The sequence below is a fragment of the Janthinobacterium paucivorans genome (genome assembly GCF_051380805.1).
Taxonomy (GTDB): domain Bacteria; phylum Pseudomonadota; class Gammaproteobacteria; order Burkholderiales; family Burkholderiaceae_D; genus Janthinobacterium; species Janthinobacterium lividum_D.
Genome location: NZ_JBNYXR010000001.1, coordinates 222,185 through 237,583 on the forward strand (window position 1 = coordinate 222,185; position 15,399 = coordinate 237,583).

The 15,399-nt window shown below is 62.0% G+C and carries 16 protein-coding genes; 6 read left to right on the plus strand and 10 right to left on the minus strand.

Translation table 11 applies throughout. The features are described from left to right. Positions 1 to 121: 121 nt before the first annotated feature. Genes ACQ4V8_RS01005 through ACQ4V8_RS01015 form a run of 3 tightly spaced genes read right to left on the minus strand, consistent with a single transcriptional unit; the run spans position 122 to position 2,917 of the window. Positions 122 to 769: a response regulator gene (locus ACQ4V8_RS01005; RefSeq protein WP_010400733.1), complete on the minus strand. Its 648-nt coding sequence runs from the start codon at positions 767 to 769 to the stop codon at positions 122 to 124. A 52-nt stretch (positions 770 to 821) separates the two neighbouring features. Then, complete coding sequence (locus tag ACQ4V8_RS01010) at positions 822 to 2,312, minus strand: sensor histidine kinase (protein ID WP_080570684.1); 1,491 nt, start codon at positions 2,310 to 2,312, stop codon at positions 822 to 824. Positions 2,313 to 2,326: 14 nt separating this feature from the next. Further along, positions 2,327 to 2,917 carry a hypothetical protein gene (locus tag ACQ4V8_RS01015; protein ID WP_010400730.1) on the minus strand — a complete coding sequence of 197 codons (591 nt, stop codon included), beginning with the start codon at positions 2,915 to 2,917 and terminating at the stop codon, positions 2,327 to 2,329. Between the two features lie 124 nt (positions 2,918 to 3,041). Between ACQ4V8_RS01015 and greB the strand changes: the two genes are divergently transcribed. Together greB and ACQ4V8_RS01025 are read left to right on the plus strand one after the other, a co-directional pair. Next, the gene (greB, locus tag ACQ4V8_RS01020; protein WP_070346416.1) at positions 3,042 to 3,608 is read left to right on the plus strand and encodes a transcription elongation factor GreB; all 567 of its coding nucleotides are present in this window, start codon (positions 3,042 to 3,044) and stop codon (positions 3,606 to 3,608) included. 68 nt (positions 3,609 to 3,676) lie between these two features. Then, positions 3,677 to 4,318 carry a transposase gene (locus ACQ4V8_RS01025; protein WP_436570745.1) on the plus strand — a complete coding sequence of 214 codons (642 nt, stop codon included), beginning with the start codon at positions 3,677 to 3,679 and terminating at the stop codon, positions 4,316 to 4,318. Positions 4,319 to 4,366: 48 nt separating this feature from the next. Here ACQ4V8_RS01025 and ACQ4V8_RS01030 read toward each other — a convergent pair whose 3' ends face one another. From ACQ4V8_RS01030 to ACQ4V8_RS01050, 5 genes are all read right to left on the minus strand, one after another. Beyond that, on the minus strand, positions 4,367 to 6,649 hold the full coding sequence (locus tag ACQ4V8_RS01030) for a RelA/SpoT family protein (protein WP_436570746.1): 2,283 nt from the start codon (positions 6,647 to 6,649) through the stop codon (positions 4,367 to 4,369). 82 nt (positions 6,650 to 6,731) lie between these two features. Then, positions 6,732 to 6,935, minus strand: coding sequence for a DNA-directed RNA polymerase subunit omega (gene rpoZ / locus ACQ4V8_RS01035; protein WP_010400723.1), 204 nt, complete (start codon positions 6,933 to 6,935; stop codon positions 6,732 to 6,734). A 59-nt stretch (positions 6,936 to 6,994) separates the two neighbouring features. Next, positions 6,995 to 7,633: a guanylate kinase gene (gene gmk / locus ACQ4V8_RS01040; protein ID WP_010400722.1), complete on the minus strand. Its 639-nt coding sequence runs from the start codon at positions 7,631 to 7,633 to the stop codon at positions 6,995 to 6,997. A 135-nt stretch (positions 7,634 to 7,768) separates the two neighbouring features. Then, positions 7,769 to 8,095 (minus strand): hypothetical protein, encoded by a 327-nt coding sequence (locus ACQ4V8_RS01045; protein WP_436570747.1) that lies wholly within the window; start codon positions 8,093 to 8,095, stop codon positions 7,769 to 7,771. Positions 8,096 to 8,098: 3 nt separating this feature from the next. Continuing rightward, a complete protein-coding gene (locus ACQ4V8_RS01050; RefSeq protein ID WP_010400718.1) occupies positions 8,099 to 8,989 on the minus strand; it encodes a YicC/YloC family endoribonuclease in 891 nt (296 codons plus the stop codon). Between ACQ4V8_RS01050 and ACQ4V8_RS01055 the strand changes: the two genes are divergently transcribed. The 4 genes from ACQ4V8_RS01055 to hemW all read left to right on the plus strand — a co-directional run bounded on the left by ACQ4V8_RS01055 (position 8,988) and on the right by hemW (position 11,999). After that, entirely contained in the window at positions 8,988 to 9,179 is a 192-nt protein-coding gene (locus tag ACQ4V8_RS01055) for a hypothetical protein (RefSeq protein ID WP_128089180.1), read from the plus strand. The two genes, ACQ4V8_RS01050 and ACQ4V8_RS01055, sit on opposite strands and share 2 nt — an antisense overlap. Before the next feature lie 89 nt (positions 9,180 to 9,268). Next, entirely contained in the window at positions 9,269 to 9,997 is a 729-nt protein-coding gene (gene rph / locus ACQ4V8_RS01060) for a ribonuclease PH (RefSeq protein ID WP_010400717.1), read from the plus strand. 137 nt (positions 9,998 to 10,134) lie between these two features. Then, positions 10,135 to 10,728, plus strand: a complete 594-nt coding sequence (gene rdgB, locus ACQ4V8_RS01065) for an RdgB/HAM1 family non-canonical purine NTP pyrophosphatase (protein WP_010400715.1) — start codon at positions 10,135 to 10,137, stop codon at positions 10,726 to 10,728. After that, entirely contained in the window at positions 10,725 to 11,999 is a 1,275-nt protein-coding gene (gene hemW / locus ACQ4V8_RS01070) for a radical SAM family heme chaperone HemW (protein ID WP_010400714.1), read from the plus strand. The genes rdgB and hemW overlap by 4 nt, the downstream gene beginning before the upstream one ends. Before the next feature lie 395 nt (positions 12,000 to 12,394). On the opposite strand, the gene ACQ4V8_RS01075 is transcribed toward hemW, so the two are convergent. Both ACQ4V8_RS01075 and ACQ4V8_RS01080 read right to left on the minus strand, forming a co-directional pair. Next, a complete protein-coding gene (locus ACQ4V8_RS01075) occupies positions 12,395 to 14,113 on the minus strand; it encodes a methyl-accepting chemotaxis protein (RefSeq protein WP_070346420.1) in 1,719 nt (572 codons plus the stop codon). A 120-nt stretch (positions 14,114 to 14,233) separates the two neighbouring features. Beyond that, positions 14,234 to 15,316: a patatin-like phospholipase family protein gene (locus tag ACQ4V8_RS01080; protein WP_436570748.1), complete on the minus strand. Its 1,083-nt coding sequence runs from the start codon at positions 15,314 to 15,316 to the stop codon at positions 14,234 to 14,236. Positions 15,317 to 15,399 lie beyond the last annotated feature (83 nt).

The window sequence follows — 15,399 nt, forward strand, 5'->3', positions numbered from 1 at the left end:
TATTTCTCATTATCCTCATGATAGGCGAGTTGGCAAAGAACTTATTGTGCGAGAAGCAAGGAAAAGGCCTGTCAATTCGCCCGATGCCAGCGGGCATGCCGCTGTGTCGTCAACTTTTTCGTCAATCCACCAACTGATTGCGTATGGCGTAATGCGTCAGTTCGGCGCTGTTCTTGAGTTTCATCTTGAGCAACAAGCGGGCGCGGTATTCGCTGACGGTTTTTACGGATAATTTAAGCTCTTCGGCGATAACGCCCACCGCCTTGCCCGAGGCGATCATGACCAGCGTCTGGTATTCGCGGTCCGACAAGGTGTCGTGCAATGCCGTTTCATGGTCTTCGCCTACCGTGTTGGCCAATTCCTGCGCCAGCGAGGCGCTGATGTATTTCAAACCTTGCGCCACCTGGCGAATGGCCGTGACCAGTTCGCGCGGCGCACTCTGTTTCGTCAGGTAGCCGGCCGCGCCCGCCTTGAGCGAGCGGATCGCGTATTGGTCCTCGCGGTGCATGGAGAGCATCAGCACCGCCAGTTCCGGCTTTTCCTTCTTGATCTGCTTGAGCACCTCGATGCCGCTGCGGTCGGGCAGGGAAATGTCGAGCAGTAATACCTGACATTTCGAGGCGCGGAACAGTTTGATGGCATCGTGGCCATTTTCAGCCTCGCCGGCAACGACGATGTCGCGCGTGTCGGCGAGGATTTGTTTCAAGCCTTCGCGCACGATCGCATGATCGTCGGCGATGAATACCCGGATGGTGGCTTTTTCTTTCATAACTGCGTTGTTTCCTATCTGAATCTCTGCGCCCGGCGGCAACCCCGTAGCCTTAGGGCGGTCCGCTTTGCGCTGGTGTGCTGGCTGCGGCCGCTATTATCGCCTCTCGCGGCGTGCTCAGCCGGATTTTTATGCTCAGCATGGTGCCGCCATCGGGCCCATCCGTCAGGCTCAGGGTGCCACCGAGCGCGCTGGCGCGCTCAGCCATGCCGCGGATGCCGAACGATTGCGGCTTGGCGCGGTCAGACAGCCGCGTGCCGACGCCATTGTCGGCGATGGTCAGGCGCAAATGCTGGCGCTGCCGGGCCAGGCGCACGCTCACTTTGCTGGCCTGCGCATGCTTGGCGATATTTGTCAGCGCCTCCTGGGCGATGCGGAACAGGCTGGTCGCCTGGTCCAGTTCCAGTTCGATATGCTGGCGGTTCGACATGAACTGGCATTCGATGCCGGCCTGGCGCGCGAACTCTTTCACCTGCCAGTCCAGTGCGGCGACCAGTCCCAGGTCCAGCATGGAGGGGCGCAAGTCCAGCGAAATGCGGTGCACGGCATCGATGCTGCGGTCGACCAGGGCATCGACATAGTCGGCCTTTTCCTGTAGCAGCGGGTCGTCCGCGGGCAGGCGGCGTGTCAGCATGGCCAGTGCCATCTTGATCGCCGTCAAATTGCCGCCCAGGTCATCGTGCAATTCGCGCGCCAGGCGTGTGCGTTCGTGTTCCTTGACCTTGTCGATATGCGCCGTCAGTTCGGCCAGGCGCGCGCGCGACTGGCGTACTTCGATTTGTTCGAGCCGGCTTTCGCTAATATTCGTCATGATGCCTTCCCACTGCACCGTACCGTCGGCCAGCGCGCGCGGCGTGGAGCGCAGGTTGATCCATTTGACATCTTTCCAGGCATCGATCCAGATCCGGCCTTCCCAGTTCCAGCTCCATAAGGCGGTTTTTGAGGCCTGCATCGACTCCAGATAGGCGGCGCGGTCGTCGGCCAGGATCAGCTGGTAAAACAGTTCCGGGCGCGCGTGCAGCTGTGCCGGGGCCAAACCCAGCAAGGCCTGGCAGCCATCGCTCAGGTAGGGGAAGGCGGCGCGCCCATCCGCATGCAGGCAGAACTGGTATACCAGGCCCGGCGTATTCGAGACGATGGCGTTAAAGCGCGACTGCACCTGCGCCAGGGCGGCGGCCGTTGCCTGTGGCGTGCGCAAGTCTTCGCTTTCGGCCAGGAGCAGGGCGCGGCCATGGTGGCTGGCGCGCGACAGTTGCAGGCTGAGCGAATACAGGCTGCCATCGCGGCGGCGCTGCTGAACGTGCAGCTGGGCTTGCGCACCGATGCCGTCATCGAGGGTGGCCAGCACGGCCGCCAGTTGTTGCGCGTCGAGCTGCGGCGCCAGGGCGAAGGGTGTCATCGCCAGCAATTGCGTGCGTGCATATTGCAAGTTGGCGCAGGCGGCATCATTGGCGTCCAGCAATTGCAAGCTGCTCGCGTCGTACAAGTAAATTTCCGGCGTCGCCGCGCGCATGGCGGGGGCTAGGCAGGCAGTATCGTGCATGGCATTGCCTTTCTTTATCTGCGGCGGGCGCGCCAAAAAGCGGCGAAGCGGCGCAGTATTCTGGCCGGGCGGGACTGATGTCGGCCTGGCGCACCCTTGCGCAAGCGTTGCCACCAGGCGCGGCGGGCGCGGCCCAGCGCGCCCGACAGGCGGCTGACGCGGCGCCATGGACGCGTGGCGCGCAGGCGGGCGATCCAGCGCTCTTTGGTTTCCATGAAGCGGCCATGCCAGCGCGCAAACCACGGCAAACTGAGCAGGGCAGGGCGCGTCAGGCTGTACAGGCGCGCCACGGCGGCCGCGCCGCCCAGCTTGGCAATGAAGATCACGCCGATGCCGTAAAGCGCATGGCCGCGCGCGATCGCCAGCAGGGCCAGCAGCTTGACGGGAAACAGCAGCACGGCCGGCAGCATGAAGACGGCCAGCGCCCAGTACGGCGGCAGGCGCTTGATCCAGGCCTCCAGCGCTTGCAGGGGCGGAAATTGCGCCACCACCTGCATGATGCGCGCGCCCGTCACCCACAGCCATTCTTCGATCAGCAGGAAGATGGCGGCAAGGTAGACCAGTGGCGCGAACAGCCAACGCCTGACTCTGTAGAATTTTTTCATCCGTTTCTGTGTGCGGCGCAGGTTGGCCGCGATGACTGCGATTGCCTCGATGATACGTCAAAAAAGCCCGCCTGCCGTGGCATCCGGTGCGCCTGTGGCACGCTGGCGGGGCTACAATAGGCAGATGAATAAAGCCTTTGTAAAAGAATCCGACAACGACGACGATGAGGAAGCGGTCGCACTGGCATTGGCCATTCCGGCCGGCGCCAAGAACTACATCACGCCGGCCGGCTACGAGCGCATCAAGCAAGAGCTGCTGCAGCTGATCGACGTCGACCGCCCGGAAGTGGTGCGCATCGTACATTGGGCGGCGTCAAATGGCGACCGTTCGGAAAATGGCGACTATATCTACGGCAAGCGGCGCTTGCGCGAAATCGATCGCCGCATCCGCTTCCTGACCAAGCGCATGGACCTCGCCGCCATCGTCGATCCCAGCGTACACCATGGCAACGACCAGGTATTTTTCGGCGCCACGGTCAGCTATCGTACCAGTGACGGCGAAACGCACACCATCACCATCGTCGGCATCGATGAATTCGATCCCCTGAACGGCAAGATCAGCTGGGTCTCGCCGATGGCCCGCACCATCACCAAGGCGCGCGAAGGCGACGTGATCACCCTCAACACGCCGCAGGGAGAGCAGGAACTGGAGTTGCTGGAAGTGACGTATCCGGCGCCGGGGGCGGCGTAGTTTGCGGTGACGCAGGGTTAGTCTGGGCAAGTCTGTCACGCTGGGACTTTTTTTACGGGAGAGTGGCCATGGCCCGCGTCCAACGCCTTTTTCTGCCGGGTATGCCCTTGCATGTGGTGCAGCGTGGGGCAGACAGGCAAATCTGCTTCTTTGAACCGGCTGATTTTCTTTGGTATCTGCAGCAGCTGCAGCGGCACTCCAGTGCCCGGGGTTGCTTGCTCTATGCCTATGTATTGATGACCAATCATGTGCATTTGTTGCTGTCTGCGGCGAAAGTCGAGGCCATTTCTCAGTTGATGAAGTCTTTGGGACAGGAATATGCGCATTACATCAACTGGCGCCGCCATCGTACCGGCCCCTTGTGGGATGGGCGCTACAAATCCTGTGTGGTACAGGATGCGACTTATCTGCTGGTTTGCCAGCGCTATATAGCGCTCAATCCGGTTCGCGCCGGCATGGTGCAGTATCCGGGCAATTACAAGTGGTCCAGCTACCGTTGCAATGCTGAAGGGCGAATCGATCCGTTGATTGAGCCGCATCCGCTTTATCTTGATCTTGGCAACAGTCCGGGTGACAGACAGCAGGCGTATGTTGCTTTGTTCCAGGCAGAAGATTCGCTTGCGTTCCAAGCATTGCGTGACGCTAGTCGTGGCAATGCTGTTGTCGGAAGTAGCGCCTTCGTGCAAGAAAATCAAACCCGCAAAGCGTAAAGGCCGGGGTCGGACCCTGAGGGTCCGACCCCAGTCTTCGTTTTGGGGTTAGTTGCGCTCGCGCAAGATGCGGTTGACGCCAGCGACCCGGCGCACATTGCGCAGCAGGGCGGCCAGATGGACGCGATCCTTGACCTGCACGGTAAAGCGAAGCTGGTCGAGGACGTTGTCCTTGTCTTCATCCATGCCCACATAGATGATGTTGGCGTCGGATTCACCGATTTCGGCCGCCACGCGGGCCAGGATGCCGCGTTCGCTGTTGATCAGGACCTTGATGCGGCAGTCGAAGCGGCGGTTCAGTTCCGTGCCCCAGCGCACGGCGATCCAGCGGTCCGGTTCCTTGGCGCGCTGGCGCTTGGCTAGCGAGCAGTCGCTGGTGTGTACCAGCAAGCCTTGGTCGCGGCGCAGCTGGCCGATGATCTGGTCGCCGGGAATCGGCAAACAGCAGGGCGCCAGCTGCACCGAAACGCCTTCGCTGCCGCAGATGGTGACGGGGTCGAGTTCGCTGCCGCTGTTGTGCTCCACGGGCATGTTGGCCGCTTCGCCGCCGATCAGGCCAAAAATGTGACGTGCCACCAGCGTGGCCATGCGCTTGCCGATGCCGATGTCCGCGTACAGCTCGTCCATGGAATTGGCGCTCGATTCGTTGAGCAGGCGTTCGACCAGCGGCGCCGGCAGCTCGGCGTCAATGTTTAGCGCTTGCAGCGCTTGCGACAGCAGTTGCTGGCCCAGGGCGATCGATTCAGGCAGGTTGATTGTGCGCAAATGGTGGCGGATGGCCGAACGGGCCTTGCCGGTGCGCACGAACGACAGCCAGGTGGGGCTGGGGCGCGATGAGGAATCGGTAATGATTTCGACGATATCGCCATTGTGCAGCTCGGTGCGCAGCGGCGAGGTTTCATTGTTGATCTTCACGGCCACGGTCTGGTCGCCGATGCCCGTATGGATCGAATAGGCAAAGTCGATGGCCGTGGCGCCGCGCGGCAGGGCGATGATCTTCGACTTCGGCGTAAACACATAGACGGAATCGGGGAACAGGTCGACCTTGACGTGTTCGAGGAATTCGGCCGAATCGCCCGTCTGCTGCTGGATGTCGAGCAAGGATTGCAGCCATGCATGGGTGCGCTGCTGCATGTCGGACGGGTTCGATTCGCCGCTCTTGTAGAGCCAGTGCGCCGCCACGCCGGATTCTGCCGTGCGGTGCATCTCTTGCGTGCGGATCTGGAATTCGACCGGGGTGCCGTACGGACCGATGACGGTCGTGTGCAGCGACTGGTAGCCGTTCAGCTTGCGAATCGCGATGTAATCCTTGAACTTGCCCGGCATGGGCTTGTACAGGCTGTGCAGGGTGCCCAGGGTCACGTAACAGTCGGCAAAGCTGCCCACCACCACGCGGAAGCCGTACACGTCCAGCACTTGCGAAAACGATAAATGCTTGCTGCGCATCTTTTTATAGATGTCGTACAAGGTCTTTTCGCGGCCCGTGACGTCGGCCTCGAGTTCGGCCATGGAGAGGGTGCTTTTTACCGCTTCCATGATCTTTTTGACCACTTCGCGCCGGTTGCCGCGCGCCGCCTTGACCGCTTTCGCCAGGGTGCGGTAACGCATCGGATACAGGTGCGAGAACGACAGGTCCTGCAGTTCATGGTAAATATTGTTCAGGCCGAGGCGATGCGCGATCGGCACATACACTTCCATGGTTTCGCTGGCGATGCGGCGTTTTTTTGCCGCCGTCATGAAGTCCAGCGTGCGCATATTGTGCAGGCGGTCAGCCAGTTTGATCAGAATCACGCGCACGTCGGACGCCATGGCCAGCAGCATCTTGCGGAAGTTTTCTGCCTGCGCTTCGATCTGGCTCTGGAATTCGATTTTTTCCAGCTTCGACAGGCCATCGACCAGATGCGCCACGGGCGCGCCGAAGCGCTCGATCAATTCTTCCTTCTTGACATCCTGGTCTTCCATGACGTCATGCAGCAGGGCCGCCATGATCGCTTGCGCGTCGAGTTTCCAGTCGGCGCAGATTTCGGCGACGGCGATCGGATGCGAGATATATGGCTCGCCCGAGCGGCGCATCTGGCCCAGATGCATTTCGTCGGAGAAGCGGTAGGCTTCCTTGACTTTTTTCAGGTCCGCAGGGGATAGGTATTGGGCCAGCTTGTCGGCCAGGTGGCTGACCGAGGCCACGCCCAAGGCGGGGACTGTCGGTGTGGCGGAGGCGGTCCCGGTGGACGTGCCGGCACCGGACGCGGACGCGCCCTGTGATTTTGCCGCCTGGCGCGGGGCCAGAGGCGGCAGTGCTGCAGAAGTCGTGTCGGCTGGGGTCAGACTCATAAAACGTCGCGTTGCTTTACAGTGTGAATAAAGGATACGGTAGAACCAGGGATCAGCACTGTTCCGGCACGCGGGTTCCCACTTACATCGGGACCTTTTTCAGCATTTCGATGCCGACTTTGCCGGCAGCGATTTCACGCAGGGCAACGACGGTAGGCTTGTCCTTGGCTTCCACCTTAGGGGTGTGGCCTTGCAACAACTGACGTGCGCGGTACGTTGCAGCCAGGGTCAGCTGGAAGCGGTTAGGGATCTGCTTCAGGCAATCTTCGATTGTGATACGGGCCATAGTAACTCCTAAATTTTATGCGTGGTGCGTGGCGCTGTGTGAACTGACGTGCAGACGCGTTACTCTGCGTGCAGGCCCAGTTGGGCGAATAGCGATGCGTTGCGGGCCGCTTGTTGCGCAAACCGGCAACGGGCCGCTCTCACGATCGCGCTCAGTTCGGACAAAGCGACCGTAAACTCTTCATTGATAATAACATACTCGAACTCTGGAGCGTGTGCGATTTCGCCGCCGGCTGCCAGCAAACGGCGCGTGATCACATGCGGCTCGTCCTGGCCGCGCTTGTTCAGGCGCTCTTCCAGCGCATCGATCGATGGCGGCAAGATGAAAATGCCGGCCGCGCGCGGGAATTGCTTGCGCACCTGGCGCGCACCTTGCCAGTCGATTTCCAGCAGGATGTCGGTACCGGCCAGCATTTGCTGTTCCACCATGATGCGCGAGGTGCCATAGTAATTGCCATGCACTTCCGCCCATTCCAGGAATTCGCCCTGGTCGGCGCGCGCAATAAAGTCTTCCGCCGTCGTGAAGTAGTATTCGCGGCCGTGCTGCTCGCCCGGACGGGGCGCGCGCGTGGTCGTCGAAATTGACAATTTAATGCCTGGCTCTTGCGCCAGCAATGCGTTGACCAGTGTCGATTTGCCGGCGCCCGATGGCGCGGCAACCACGAACAGGCTGCCCGAGAAGGCGGTAGGGTGGCTCATGCGGATCTTTCAATAGGCGTGTGATGGCGCCGATGCCTGCGCAGGCGGCGCCCAATCCGGTATTTTACCAAGAGGCAAGGCGCTGAGCCAGTCCCTGCCTGCGGCATGATAAAAAACAAACCGTCCAGAGCAGCCTCAGCGTGGCAGCCGACCCAGGGCGATTTCGCCCGTATTGAGGATGATGGTGCGGCCATTCACATCGGTGCAGTCGCGGTTATTGAGGCGTACGACGGTGTTGTCGACGGACACTTCCGCGCCCAAGTTGCTGCGCGAGCAGATGCGATAGGAAGCGGGATCGGCGCCCGTGTAGATGGCGGCGCCGCGCTCCTTGAGCATAAAGCAGCCGGACGTGCAGTTTTCGATCGCGTACGGCGATGGCTGCTGCGTCGTTTGCGCCTGCGCGCCGGTTGCCAGCAGCGCCACGGTGGCGCAGGCGAGTATCGATGTACGCGGCGTGCTCATCGCTTACTCCAGGTTCTGCACTTGTTCGCGCATCTGCTCGATCAGCAGCTTCAAGTCCATCGAGGCGTCCGCCAGTTCCTTGACGGAAGCCTTGGCGCCCAGCGTATTGGCTTCGCGATTGAGTTCCTGCATCATGAAATCGAGGCGCTTGCCCACTTGCCCACCCTTGGTGAGGATGTGGCGCGTTTCGCCCAGGTGGGCCGACAGGCGCGCCAGTTCTTCCGAAACGTCGATGCGAATGCCGTACAAAATGACTTCCTGGCGTATGCGCTCCATGGCGTCCTGGCGCGAGAGGGCCGAATTCGAGCCCTGGCTGGCCAGGCCTAGCGCATCTTGCATGCGCTCGATGGCTTTTTGCTGGAAGGCCGCCACGACTTGCGGAATCAATGGCGTGATGCGCTTGACGATGGCTTCCATCGCCTCGATGCGCGACACCAGCACCGTTTCAAGTGCCGCACCTTCGCGCTTGCGGCTGTCGACGAAGGCAGTCACGGTGCGGCGGGTCAGCGCGGCCACGTCCGCCTGCAAGGACTCTTGCCCCACTTGCGCTTCTTCTATGATGCCCGGCCAGCGCAGCAGTTCGGCCACCGTCATGACGGGGGCGGAGACAAAATGCTGGCCCACTTCGTTTTGCAGGCGCGCCAGTTCGGCCAGCAGGGGCAAGTTCAGCGCCTGCGTGCCGGCTGTCGCTGCCTTGCGGCCAAAGCTCAGGCGTACCTCGACTTTGCCACGCGTGATGGCAGACATGACGGCGGCGCGCAGGTCAGGCTCCAGCGCCCGCAGATCATCGTTGATCCGGAATTGCAGGTCGAGAAAGCGCGAGTTGACGCTCTTGATTTCAATTGTCAGTGTGCCTGCAGCCCCTTCGCTGGTGGCAACCGCGTAGCCTGTCATGCTTGAAATGCTCAAAGGATTCCCCGATTTGGTCTTATATACAGTCACTTATACACTTAATCAGCCAGCGCAGGCAATACCGCCGGCGCCGCAAAACAAGCCCAAAGTGCGCGATGGCCTGAAAATTGCTGGTTATTGTGCGTTTTACCGCATTGTAAAGAAAATTGTGTTTGGCGGGGCAGGATTGTAGGGATCTTGTGTGCAGGCCGGTCTGCACCGTGTGATGGCGCCGCAGTGGTAAAATCGGCGCCGCAACTCCAATCACACAGGACACCCGCCATGACATTTGAATCCCGCCCGAGCGGCCGCGCCGTCGATGCGCTGCGCGCCATCCGCATCACCCGCCAGTACACCAAGCATGCCGAAGGCTCGGTGCTGATCGAGTGCGGCGACACCAAGGTCATCTGCACCGCCAGCATCGAAGACAAGGTGCCGGGTTTCCTGAAGGGCAAGGGCCAGGGCTGGTTGACGGCCGAGTACGGCATGTTGCCACGCTCGACGCACACGCGCATGGATCGCGAAGCGGCGCGCGGCAAGCAGTCTGGCCGCACGCAGGAAATCCAGCGTCTGATCGGCCGCTCGCTGCGCGCCGCCTTTGATCTGCAAGCGTTCGGCGAACGCACCCTGCACCTCGATTGCGACGTCATCCAGGCCGATGGTGGCACGCGCACCGCCTCGATCACGGGCGCCATGGTGGCCGCGTATGACGCTTTTTCCCAACTGCAGGCGCGCGGCGCGATTGCCGCCATCCCCGTGAAAAGCTTTGTCGCCGCCATCTCGGTGGGTGTCTACCAGGGCATGCCGGTGCTGGACCTCGACTATGTGGAAGACTCGGGCTGCGACACGGACATGAACGTGGTAATGACGGAAGCCGGTCACTTCATCGAAGTGCAGGGCACGGCCGAAGGCGCCGCCTTTGACCGCGCCGGCATGAACCGTTTGCTCGATCTGGCGCACAGTGGTATTGCCGATCTTATCGTCATGCAGAAGCAGGCGCTGGGACTGTAATCCTGACGTGGAGTGACAGCTATTTCTTCGCCGCGCGCGGCAAAAAGCCTGCCTCTGCCGTTTTTTCGGCAGCGGCGCGGCGCGGTGAGGGGGACGCAAAAGGTTTACAATGTCGGCACCTCAACCGGACTACTGACATGACCCAACGCCTCATTCTCGCCTCCAATAACGCCGGCAAGCTCAAGGAATTCAACGAGCTGCTCTCGACCATCGGTTTTTCCGTCCATGCCCAGGGCGAGTACGCCGTGCCGGAAAGCGACGAACCGTTCCACACCTTCGTGGAAAATGCCCTGCAAAAGGCGCGCCACGCTGCCCGCCTGACCGGCTTGCCGGCGCTGGCCGATGATTCCGGCGTGTGCGTCAATGCGCTCGGCGGCGCCCCTGGCGTGTATTCGGCGCGCTATGCGGGCGAGCCGAAATCGGACGCTGCCAATAGCGCCAAGCTGATCGCCGACCTGGAAGCGCATGCCGACAAGTGCGCGTATTATTACTGCGTGCTGGTGTACGTGCGCCATGCGGACGACCCGCAGCCGGTGATCGCCGATGGCCGCTGGAATGGCGAGATGATTGCGACGCCGCGCGGCCAGGGCGGTTTTGGCTACGATCCGCATTTCTTTGTTCCCGCGCTGGGCAAGTGCGCGGCCGAACTGACGTCTGATGAAAAGAACGCGCTATCGCACCGGGGCCAGGCCTTGCGCGCGCTGGTCGACAAGTTGCGGACCCTGCGATGATCCCGATCAAACTGGTCGGTGCGGTTGCCAAATCAGGCGCCAAGGCGGCAGTCTCGCCCGCGCCGCAGGAAGGCATTTCCGGCGCGGCGGGCGCGGCGCTGAAGTACCTGCAGCCGGGCGCGTTGAACCTGACGGCCCTGCCGCCGCTGTCGCTCTACATCCATTTCCCGTGGTGCGTGAAAAAATGCCCGTATTGCGACTTCAATTCGCATGAAGTGCGCGATGGCTTTCCGGAAGCGCAATACCTGGCAGCCCTGCGCCTGGACCTGGAAATGGCGCTGCCGCTGATCTGGGGCCGCAAGATCCACACCATTTTCATAGGCGGTGGCACGCCCAGCCTGATGTCGGCGGCGGGACTGGAGCGCCTGATGTCGGACGTGCGCACCCTGCTGCCGCTCGATGGTAATTGCGAAATCACCATGGAAGCCAATCCCGGCACCTTTGAAGCGGAAAAATTCAAGTCTTACCGTGCCAGCGGCATCAACCGCCTGTCGATCGGCATCCAGAGCTTCAATGGCCGCCATCTGCAGGCGCTGGGGCGTATCCATGACGACAACGAAGCGCGCCGCGCGGTCGAAATCGCGCACGCCAACTTCGACAATTTCAATCTCGACCTGATGTACGCGCTGCCCACGCAAACGCTGGCAGAGGCGCAGCAGGACCTGGAAACGGCGTTGTCGTTCGCGCCGCCGCACCTGTCGCTGTACCACCTGACGCTCGAACCGAACACCCTGTTCGCCAAGTACCCGCCCGTGCTGCCGGACGACGACGAAAGCGCCGACATCGCCGACATGGTGGCAGAACGCGCGGCGCAGGCCGGCTATGGCCGCTACGAAGTGTCGGCCTACGCGCAGCCGGGCCGGCAGGCGCGCCACAACCGCAATTACTGGGAGTTCGGCGACTACCTGGGCATCGGCGCGGGCGCACATTCAAAAATCTCGTTCCCGCACCGCGTCCTGCGCCAGGCACGCTACAAGCAGCCGCGCGCCTACATGGACGCGGTACTGGCGGGTCAGCCGGTGCAGGAAGAGCGCGAGCTGGCACGCGAGGAAATGGGTTTTGAATTCATGCTCAACACCCTGCGCCTGACGCAGGGCTTTGCGCCCAACCTGTTCGCCGAGCGCACTGGCCTGGCCATCAACGCCATCGACAAACCGCTCAATACTGCGGAAGCGAAAGGCTTGCTGTACCGCGACCACCAGATCATCGGCCCGACGCCATTGGGATTGCGCTTCCTGAACGACCTGCAGCAAATGTTCCTGGAAGATTAGAAGCTGCTAGTGCGCCGTGGAACCATGTCAGGCGCACCATGTATTGCCGCCGCTGCCGTGCCGCCTGAATCACGGCACCTCGCGCACCAAGGCGCGGTCCGCCCAGCTTAAACTGTCTGTTTAAGCTGTAATGCCGTTCAGTTAAGGATTTTGGCGTGATTGATGAGCGCCAGTAAATTCGCTAACCCCAGAGGCAAAGAGCTGGGGTCGGTCACTTCGTGATCGGAATGTGCTCCATTGAAGCACATTCCCCCTCAGGGTCCGACCCCTTTCCTTGCTCTCGGGCTAAAAATAGCATCACTAACACACTAACACACTAACTGAACGGCATTACTGTTTAAGCTGGCCGTTTAAGTTGTCTGTTTAAGCTGCCCGTTTAAACTGGTCCTCCCGCCTTAAAATTCTTCCCAATCCTGTTCGCCAGCCACGTTTGCCTGGGGCTTGCGCGCAGCGGGCGTGCTCTTGGCCGCAGTGCTTGGCTGCCTGGCGGGCGCGCTCCTGGCCGCCGGCTTGGCCAGCTGGGTGCTGGCAGGTCGCGCGGCGCGCACTGGTGCTGCCGTGGCCACGAGTTCGAGCTGGAAACCGGCCGCCACCTGCGCCAGGCGTGCCGCCTGGTCCTGCATGCTTTCGGCCGCCGCTGCCGCTTCTTCCACCAGGGCCGCATTTTGCTGCGTTACCTGATCCATCTGCGCGATAGCCTGGTTGACCTGGTCGATGCCCAGACTTTGCTCGGCGCTGGCGGCGGTGATCTCGGCCATGATGTCGGTAACGCGGCGCACGCTGTCGACCACCTCGCCCATGGTGCTGCCAGCTTGCTGCACCAGTCGCGTGCCGTTGTTGACCTGATCTACCGAGTCGCCGATCAGGGTCTTGATTTCACGTGCCGCCGCCGCCGAGCGCTGCGCCAGGCTGCGTACTTCCGTGGCGACGACGGCAAAGCCGCGCCCCTGTTCACCGGCACGCGCCGCTTCGACTGCCGCGTTCAATGCCAGGATATTGGTCTGGAAGGCGATGCCATCGATGACGCCGATGATGTCGACGATTTTCGTCGATGCCGTGTCGATCGCACCCATGGTATCGACCACCTGGCTGACGATGCTGCCGCCGCGTTCGGCCACGCCAGACGCGGCGACCGCCATCTGATTGGCCTGGCGCGCATTGTCGGCATTCTGCTTCACGGTGCTGGTCAATTCTTCCATCGACGACGCCGTTTCTTCCAGTGAACTGGCTTGCTGCTCGGTGCGCGACGACAAATCCTGGTTGCCGGCGGCGATCTCGCCCGATGCCGTGGCGATGGCGTTGGTGCCCGTCTGCACTTCCGACACGACCTTGCGCAGTGCCTCGTTCATGCCGTGCAGCGCGCGCATCAGGTCGCCGATTTCATCGCTGGCCGCCGCGCCGAAGTGCGTGCGCAAGTCGCCCGCAGCGACCGTCTCGGCCACCTTCACGGCCGCTTGCAGGGGCACGGTGATCGAGCGCGTGATGAGCCAGGCGCAGATGCTGCCCAAGGCCACCACCAGCCCACACAGCAACAACAACAGGGTGAAGCTGCGTCCATTGGCCGTTTCGATGGCGTGCGCCGTGTCGTCGATGGCCTTGCGCTGCTGCGCCAGCAGGGCCTTGACGTTGCTCTGGTAACTGGCCGCCGCCGGGGCAAAGCTGGCGTTGTAAATACTCTCCGCCTGGGCCGCGTTGCCACCCTTGCGCGCGTTCATCACCGAGGTCTTGGCATCCTGGTATTTGACGCGTATCTCGAGGGAGGACTTGAAGATGGCTTTTTCTTCCTCGTTGACGAGCAGGGTTTCGATTTGCTTGAGCAGCTCAGCGCCTTGCTTGCTGCTGTCGGCGATGGTGTCGGCAAAGACGCTCGACAGAGTTTCATCCGTGCTCCGCGCGATCATCGAGGTGCGCGCGATGGCCGAGTGAATCAGCACATACCAGTCTGATATCAGACGTTCCTTGGCCAGCGGTTTTTCCATCATTTCCCGGGTCGCGTCGGTATTCACGCGCGCACTGTACAGCGCGTACGAGGTGGAGATCACGCACAGCAGGAGCACCAGGGCGTAGCCTGCAGCCAGGCGGGTGCCGATACGAAGATGGGAGAGGGCGTGCATGGTGAGACTCCTGTCGCAGAGGGATTAAGCTTGCCTGTGCAACATAGTATGCACTGATAAGTGACCAATAGGTAAGCGAAAAAACATCCTGTTTTGCTCACTGTTGCAGCCACGCCCGTGCTACAGCTCGCCCGCCTGGCGCAAGTCCGGCTGCTCCACCCAGCGGGCGAAAGCGGCCGCCATGCGCTCGCTTTCTGCGATGGCGCGGCGCCAGTCGCGCATGCGTGCCGCATGGTCTTGTCCGTAATGGCGGAAGTCGCGCCGGTCCGGCAGTTTGCCATTGGGCAGGCTGGCCACGAAGGCAGGCGAGGGCGAGACGAGGATCATGTTGTCGAGTGCGCTATCGCCGCTGCGCGCGCGGCGCCACGGCATGGCCTTGTCCAGCCAGCCCGGCACGATGTGCTCGGCAAAGTGCGGGTACAGTACCAGGTCCGGTTCGCGCTGGTATGGCAAGTGCAAATGATAGTCGACCAGGCCACCGTCCCAGTAGCGCCCGGGCGGTGCGCCGGCGATGTCCGTTACTGCATCGAGCAGCAGCGGGATGGAAGCGGAGGCCAGCAGTGCGTCGCGCAGATTGTCTTGCGCCAGCGGGACGAAATGGGTGTGAAAGGCATCGAAGCGCGAGCGTAGCCAACTGGCGCCATCGGGCCCGGCATGCAATACCGCGCGCTCCAGTGAGGCGGCCAGAAGTGTGCGCGCCATCATATTGCCGGCCGCTGCGAGCAGGAAGCCGCGCCGGTCGCGCCATTTTCCCGGCTTTGCCAGCGCGCCGATACCGCGCACGGCCAGCACCGACAGGCTATGCTGCGCATGCGACAGCAGCTGCGCATCCTGGCCATCGAGGACGGCGTCGAGCAGGGCGCGGCAGGTGCGGCTGACGTGCGTCGCATCGGGTTTGTCGGGATAGCGCTGGCCCACGTATTCGCGCACCAGGCGGCGCTGCGCGGCGAGCGGGTCGGGCAATACGGCGGCGGCCATGCGCCAGGCGCCGATCGAGGCGCCGACGAAGTGGCGGGGGCGCGGCGCCTGTGGCAGAAAGTCGCGCAACATCCAGCAATCGAGCTGGTGCAGGATCAAGCCTTTCGGCCCGCCTGCGGCGGCGGGGACGATGGCGACGTCAAGCGCGCGCAAGCCGTTTTCGGCGATGCGGGCACGGGCGCGGCGTCCCAGTCGTATGCTGATGGCAGATGAAGTAAAAGACATGCGGCGGCGATGGGTGGCGATGCTTTATTCTAGCGCCATTGCTAGAGTGCGCGATGCCATCGCGTAAAAAAAGCGGCGCCGTG

Bases quoted from the DNA above. Each gene is read 5' to 3' on its own strand.
- ACQ4V8_RS01005 (WP_010400733.1), bottom strand. From the start codon at position 769: ATGAAAGAAAAAGCCACCATCCGGGTATTCATCGCCGACGATCATGCG.
- ACQ4V8_RS01010 (WP_080570684.1), bottom strand. From the start codon at position 2,312: ATGCACGATACTGCCTGCCTAGCCCCCGCCATGCGCGCGGCGACGCCG.
- ACQ4V8_RS01015 (WP_010400730.1), bottom strand. From the start codon at position 2,917: ATGAAAAAATTCTACAGAGTCAGGCGTTGGCTGTTCGCGCCACTGGTC.
- greB (WP_070346416.1), top strand. From the start codon at position 3,042: ATGAATAAAGCCTTTGTAAAAGAATCCGACAACGACGACGATGAGGAA.
- ACQ4V8_RS01025 (WP_436570745.1), top strand. From the start codon at position 3,677: ATGGCCCGCGTCCAACGCCTTTTTCTGCCGGGTATGCCCTTGCATGTG.
- ACQ4V8_RS01030 (WP_436570746.1), bottom strand. From the start codon at position 6,649: ATGAGTCTGACCCCAGCCGACACGACTTCTGCAGCACTGCCGCCTCTG.
- rpoZ (WP_010400723.1), bottom strand. From the start codon at position 6,935: ATGGCCCGTATCACAATCGAAGATTGCCTGAAGCAGATCCCTAACCGC.
- gmk (WP_010400722.1), bottom strand. From the start codon at position 7,633: ATGAGCCACCCTACCGCCTTCTCGGGCAGCCTGTTCGTGGTTGCCGCG.
- ACQ4V8_RS01045 (WP_436570747.1), bottom strand. From the start codon at position 8,095: ATGAGCACGCCGCGTACATCGATACTCGCCTGCGCCACCGTGGCGCTG.
- ACQ4V8_RS01055 (WP_128089180.1), top strand. From the start codon at position 8,988: ATGCTTGAAATGCTCAAAGGATTCCCCGATTTGGTCTTATATACAGTC.
- ACQ4V8_RS01050 (WP_010400718.1), bottom strand. From the start codon at position 8,989: ATGACAGGCTACGCGGTTGCCACCAGCGAAGGGGCTGCAGGCACACTG.
- rph (WP_010400717.1), top strand. From the start codon at position 9,269: ATGACATTTGAATCCCGCCCGAGCGGCCGCGCCGTCGATGCGCTGCGC.
- rdgB (WP_010400715.1), top strand. From the start codon at position 10,135: ATGACCCAACGCCTCATTCTCGCCTCCAATAACGCCGGCAAGCTCAAG.
- hemW (WP_010400714.1), top strand. From the start codon at position 10,725: ATGATCCCGATCAAACTGGTCGGTGCGGTTGCCAAATCAGGCGCCAAG.
- ACQ4V8_RS01075 (WP_070346420.1), bottom strand. From the start codon at position 14,113: ATGCACGCCCTCTCCCATCTTCGTATCGGCACCCGCCTGGCTGCAGGC.
- ACQ4V8_RS01080 (WP_436570748.1), bottom strand. From the start codon at position 15,316: ATGTCTTTTACTTCATCTGCCATCAGCATACGACTGGGACGCCGCGCC.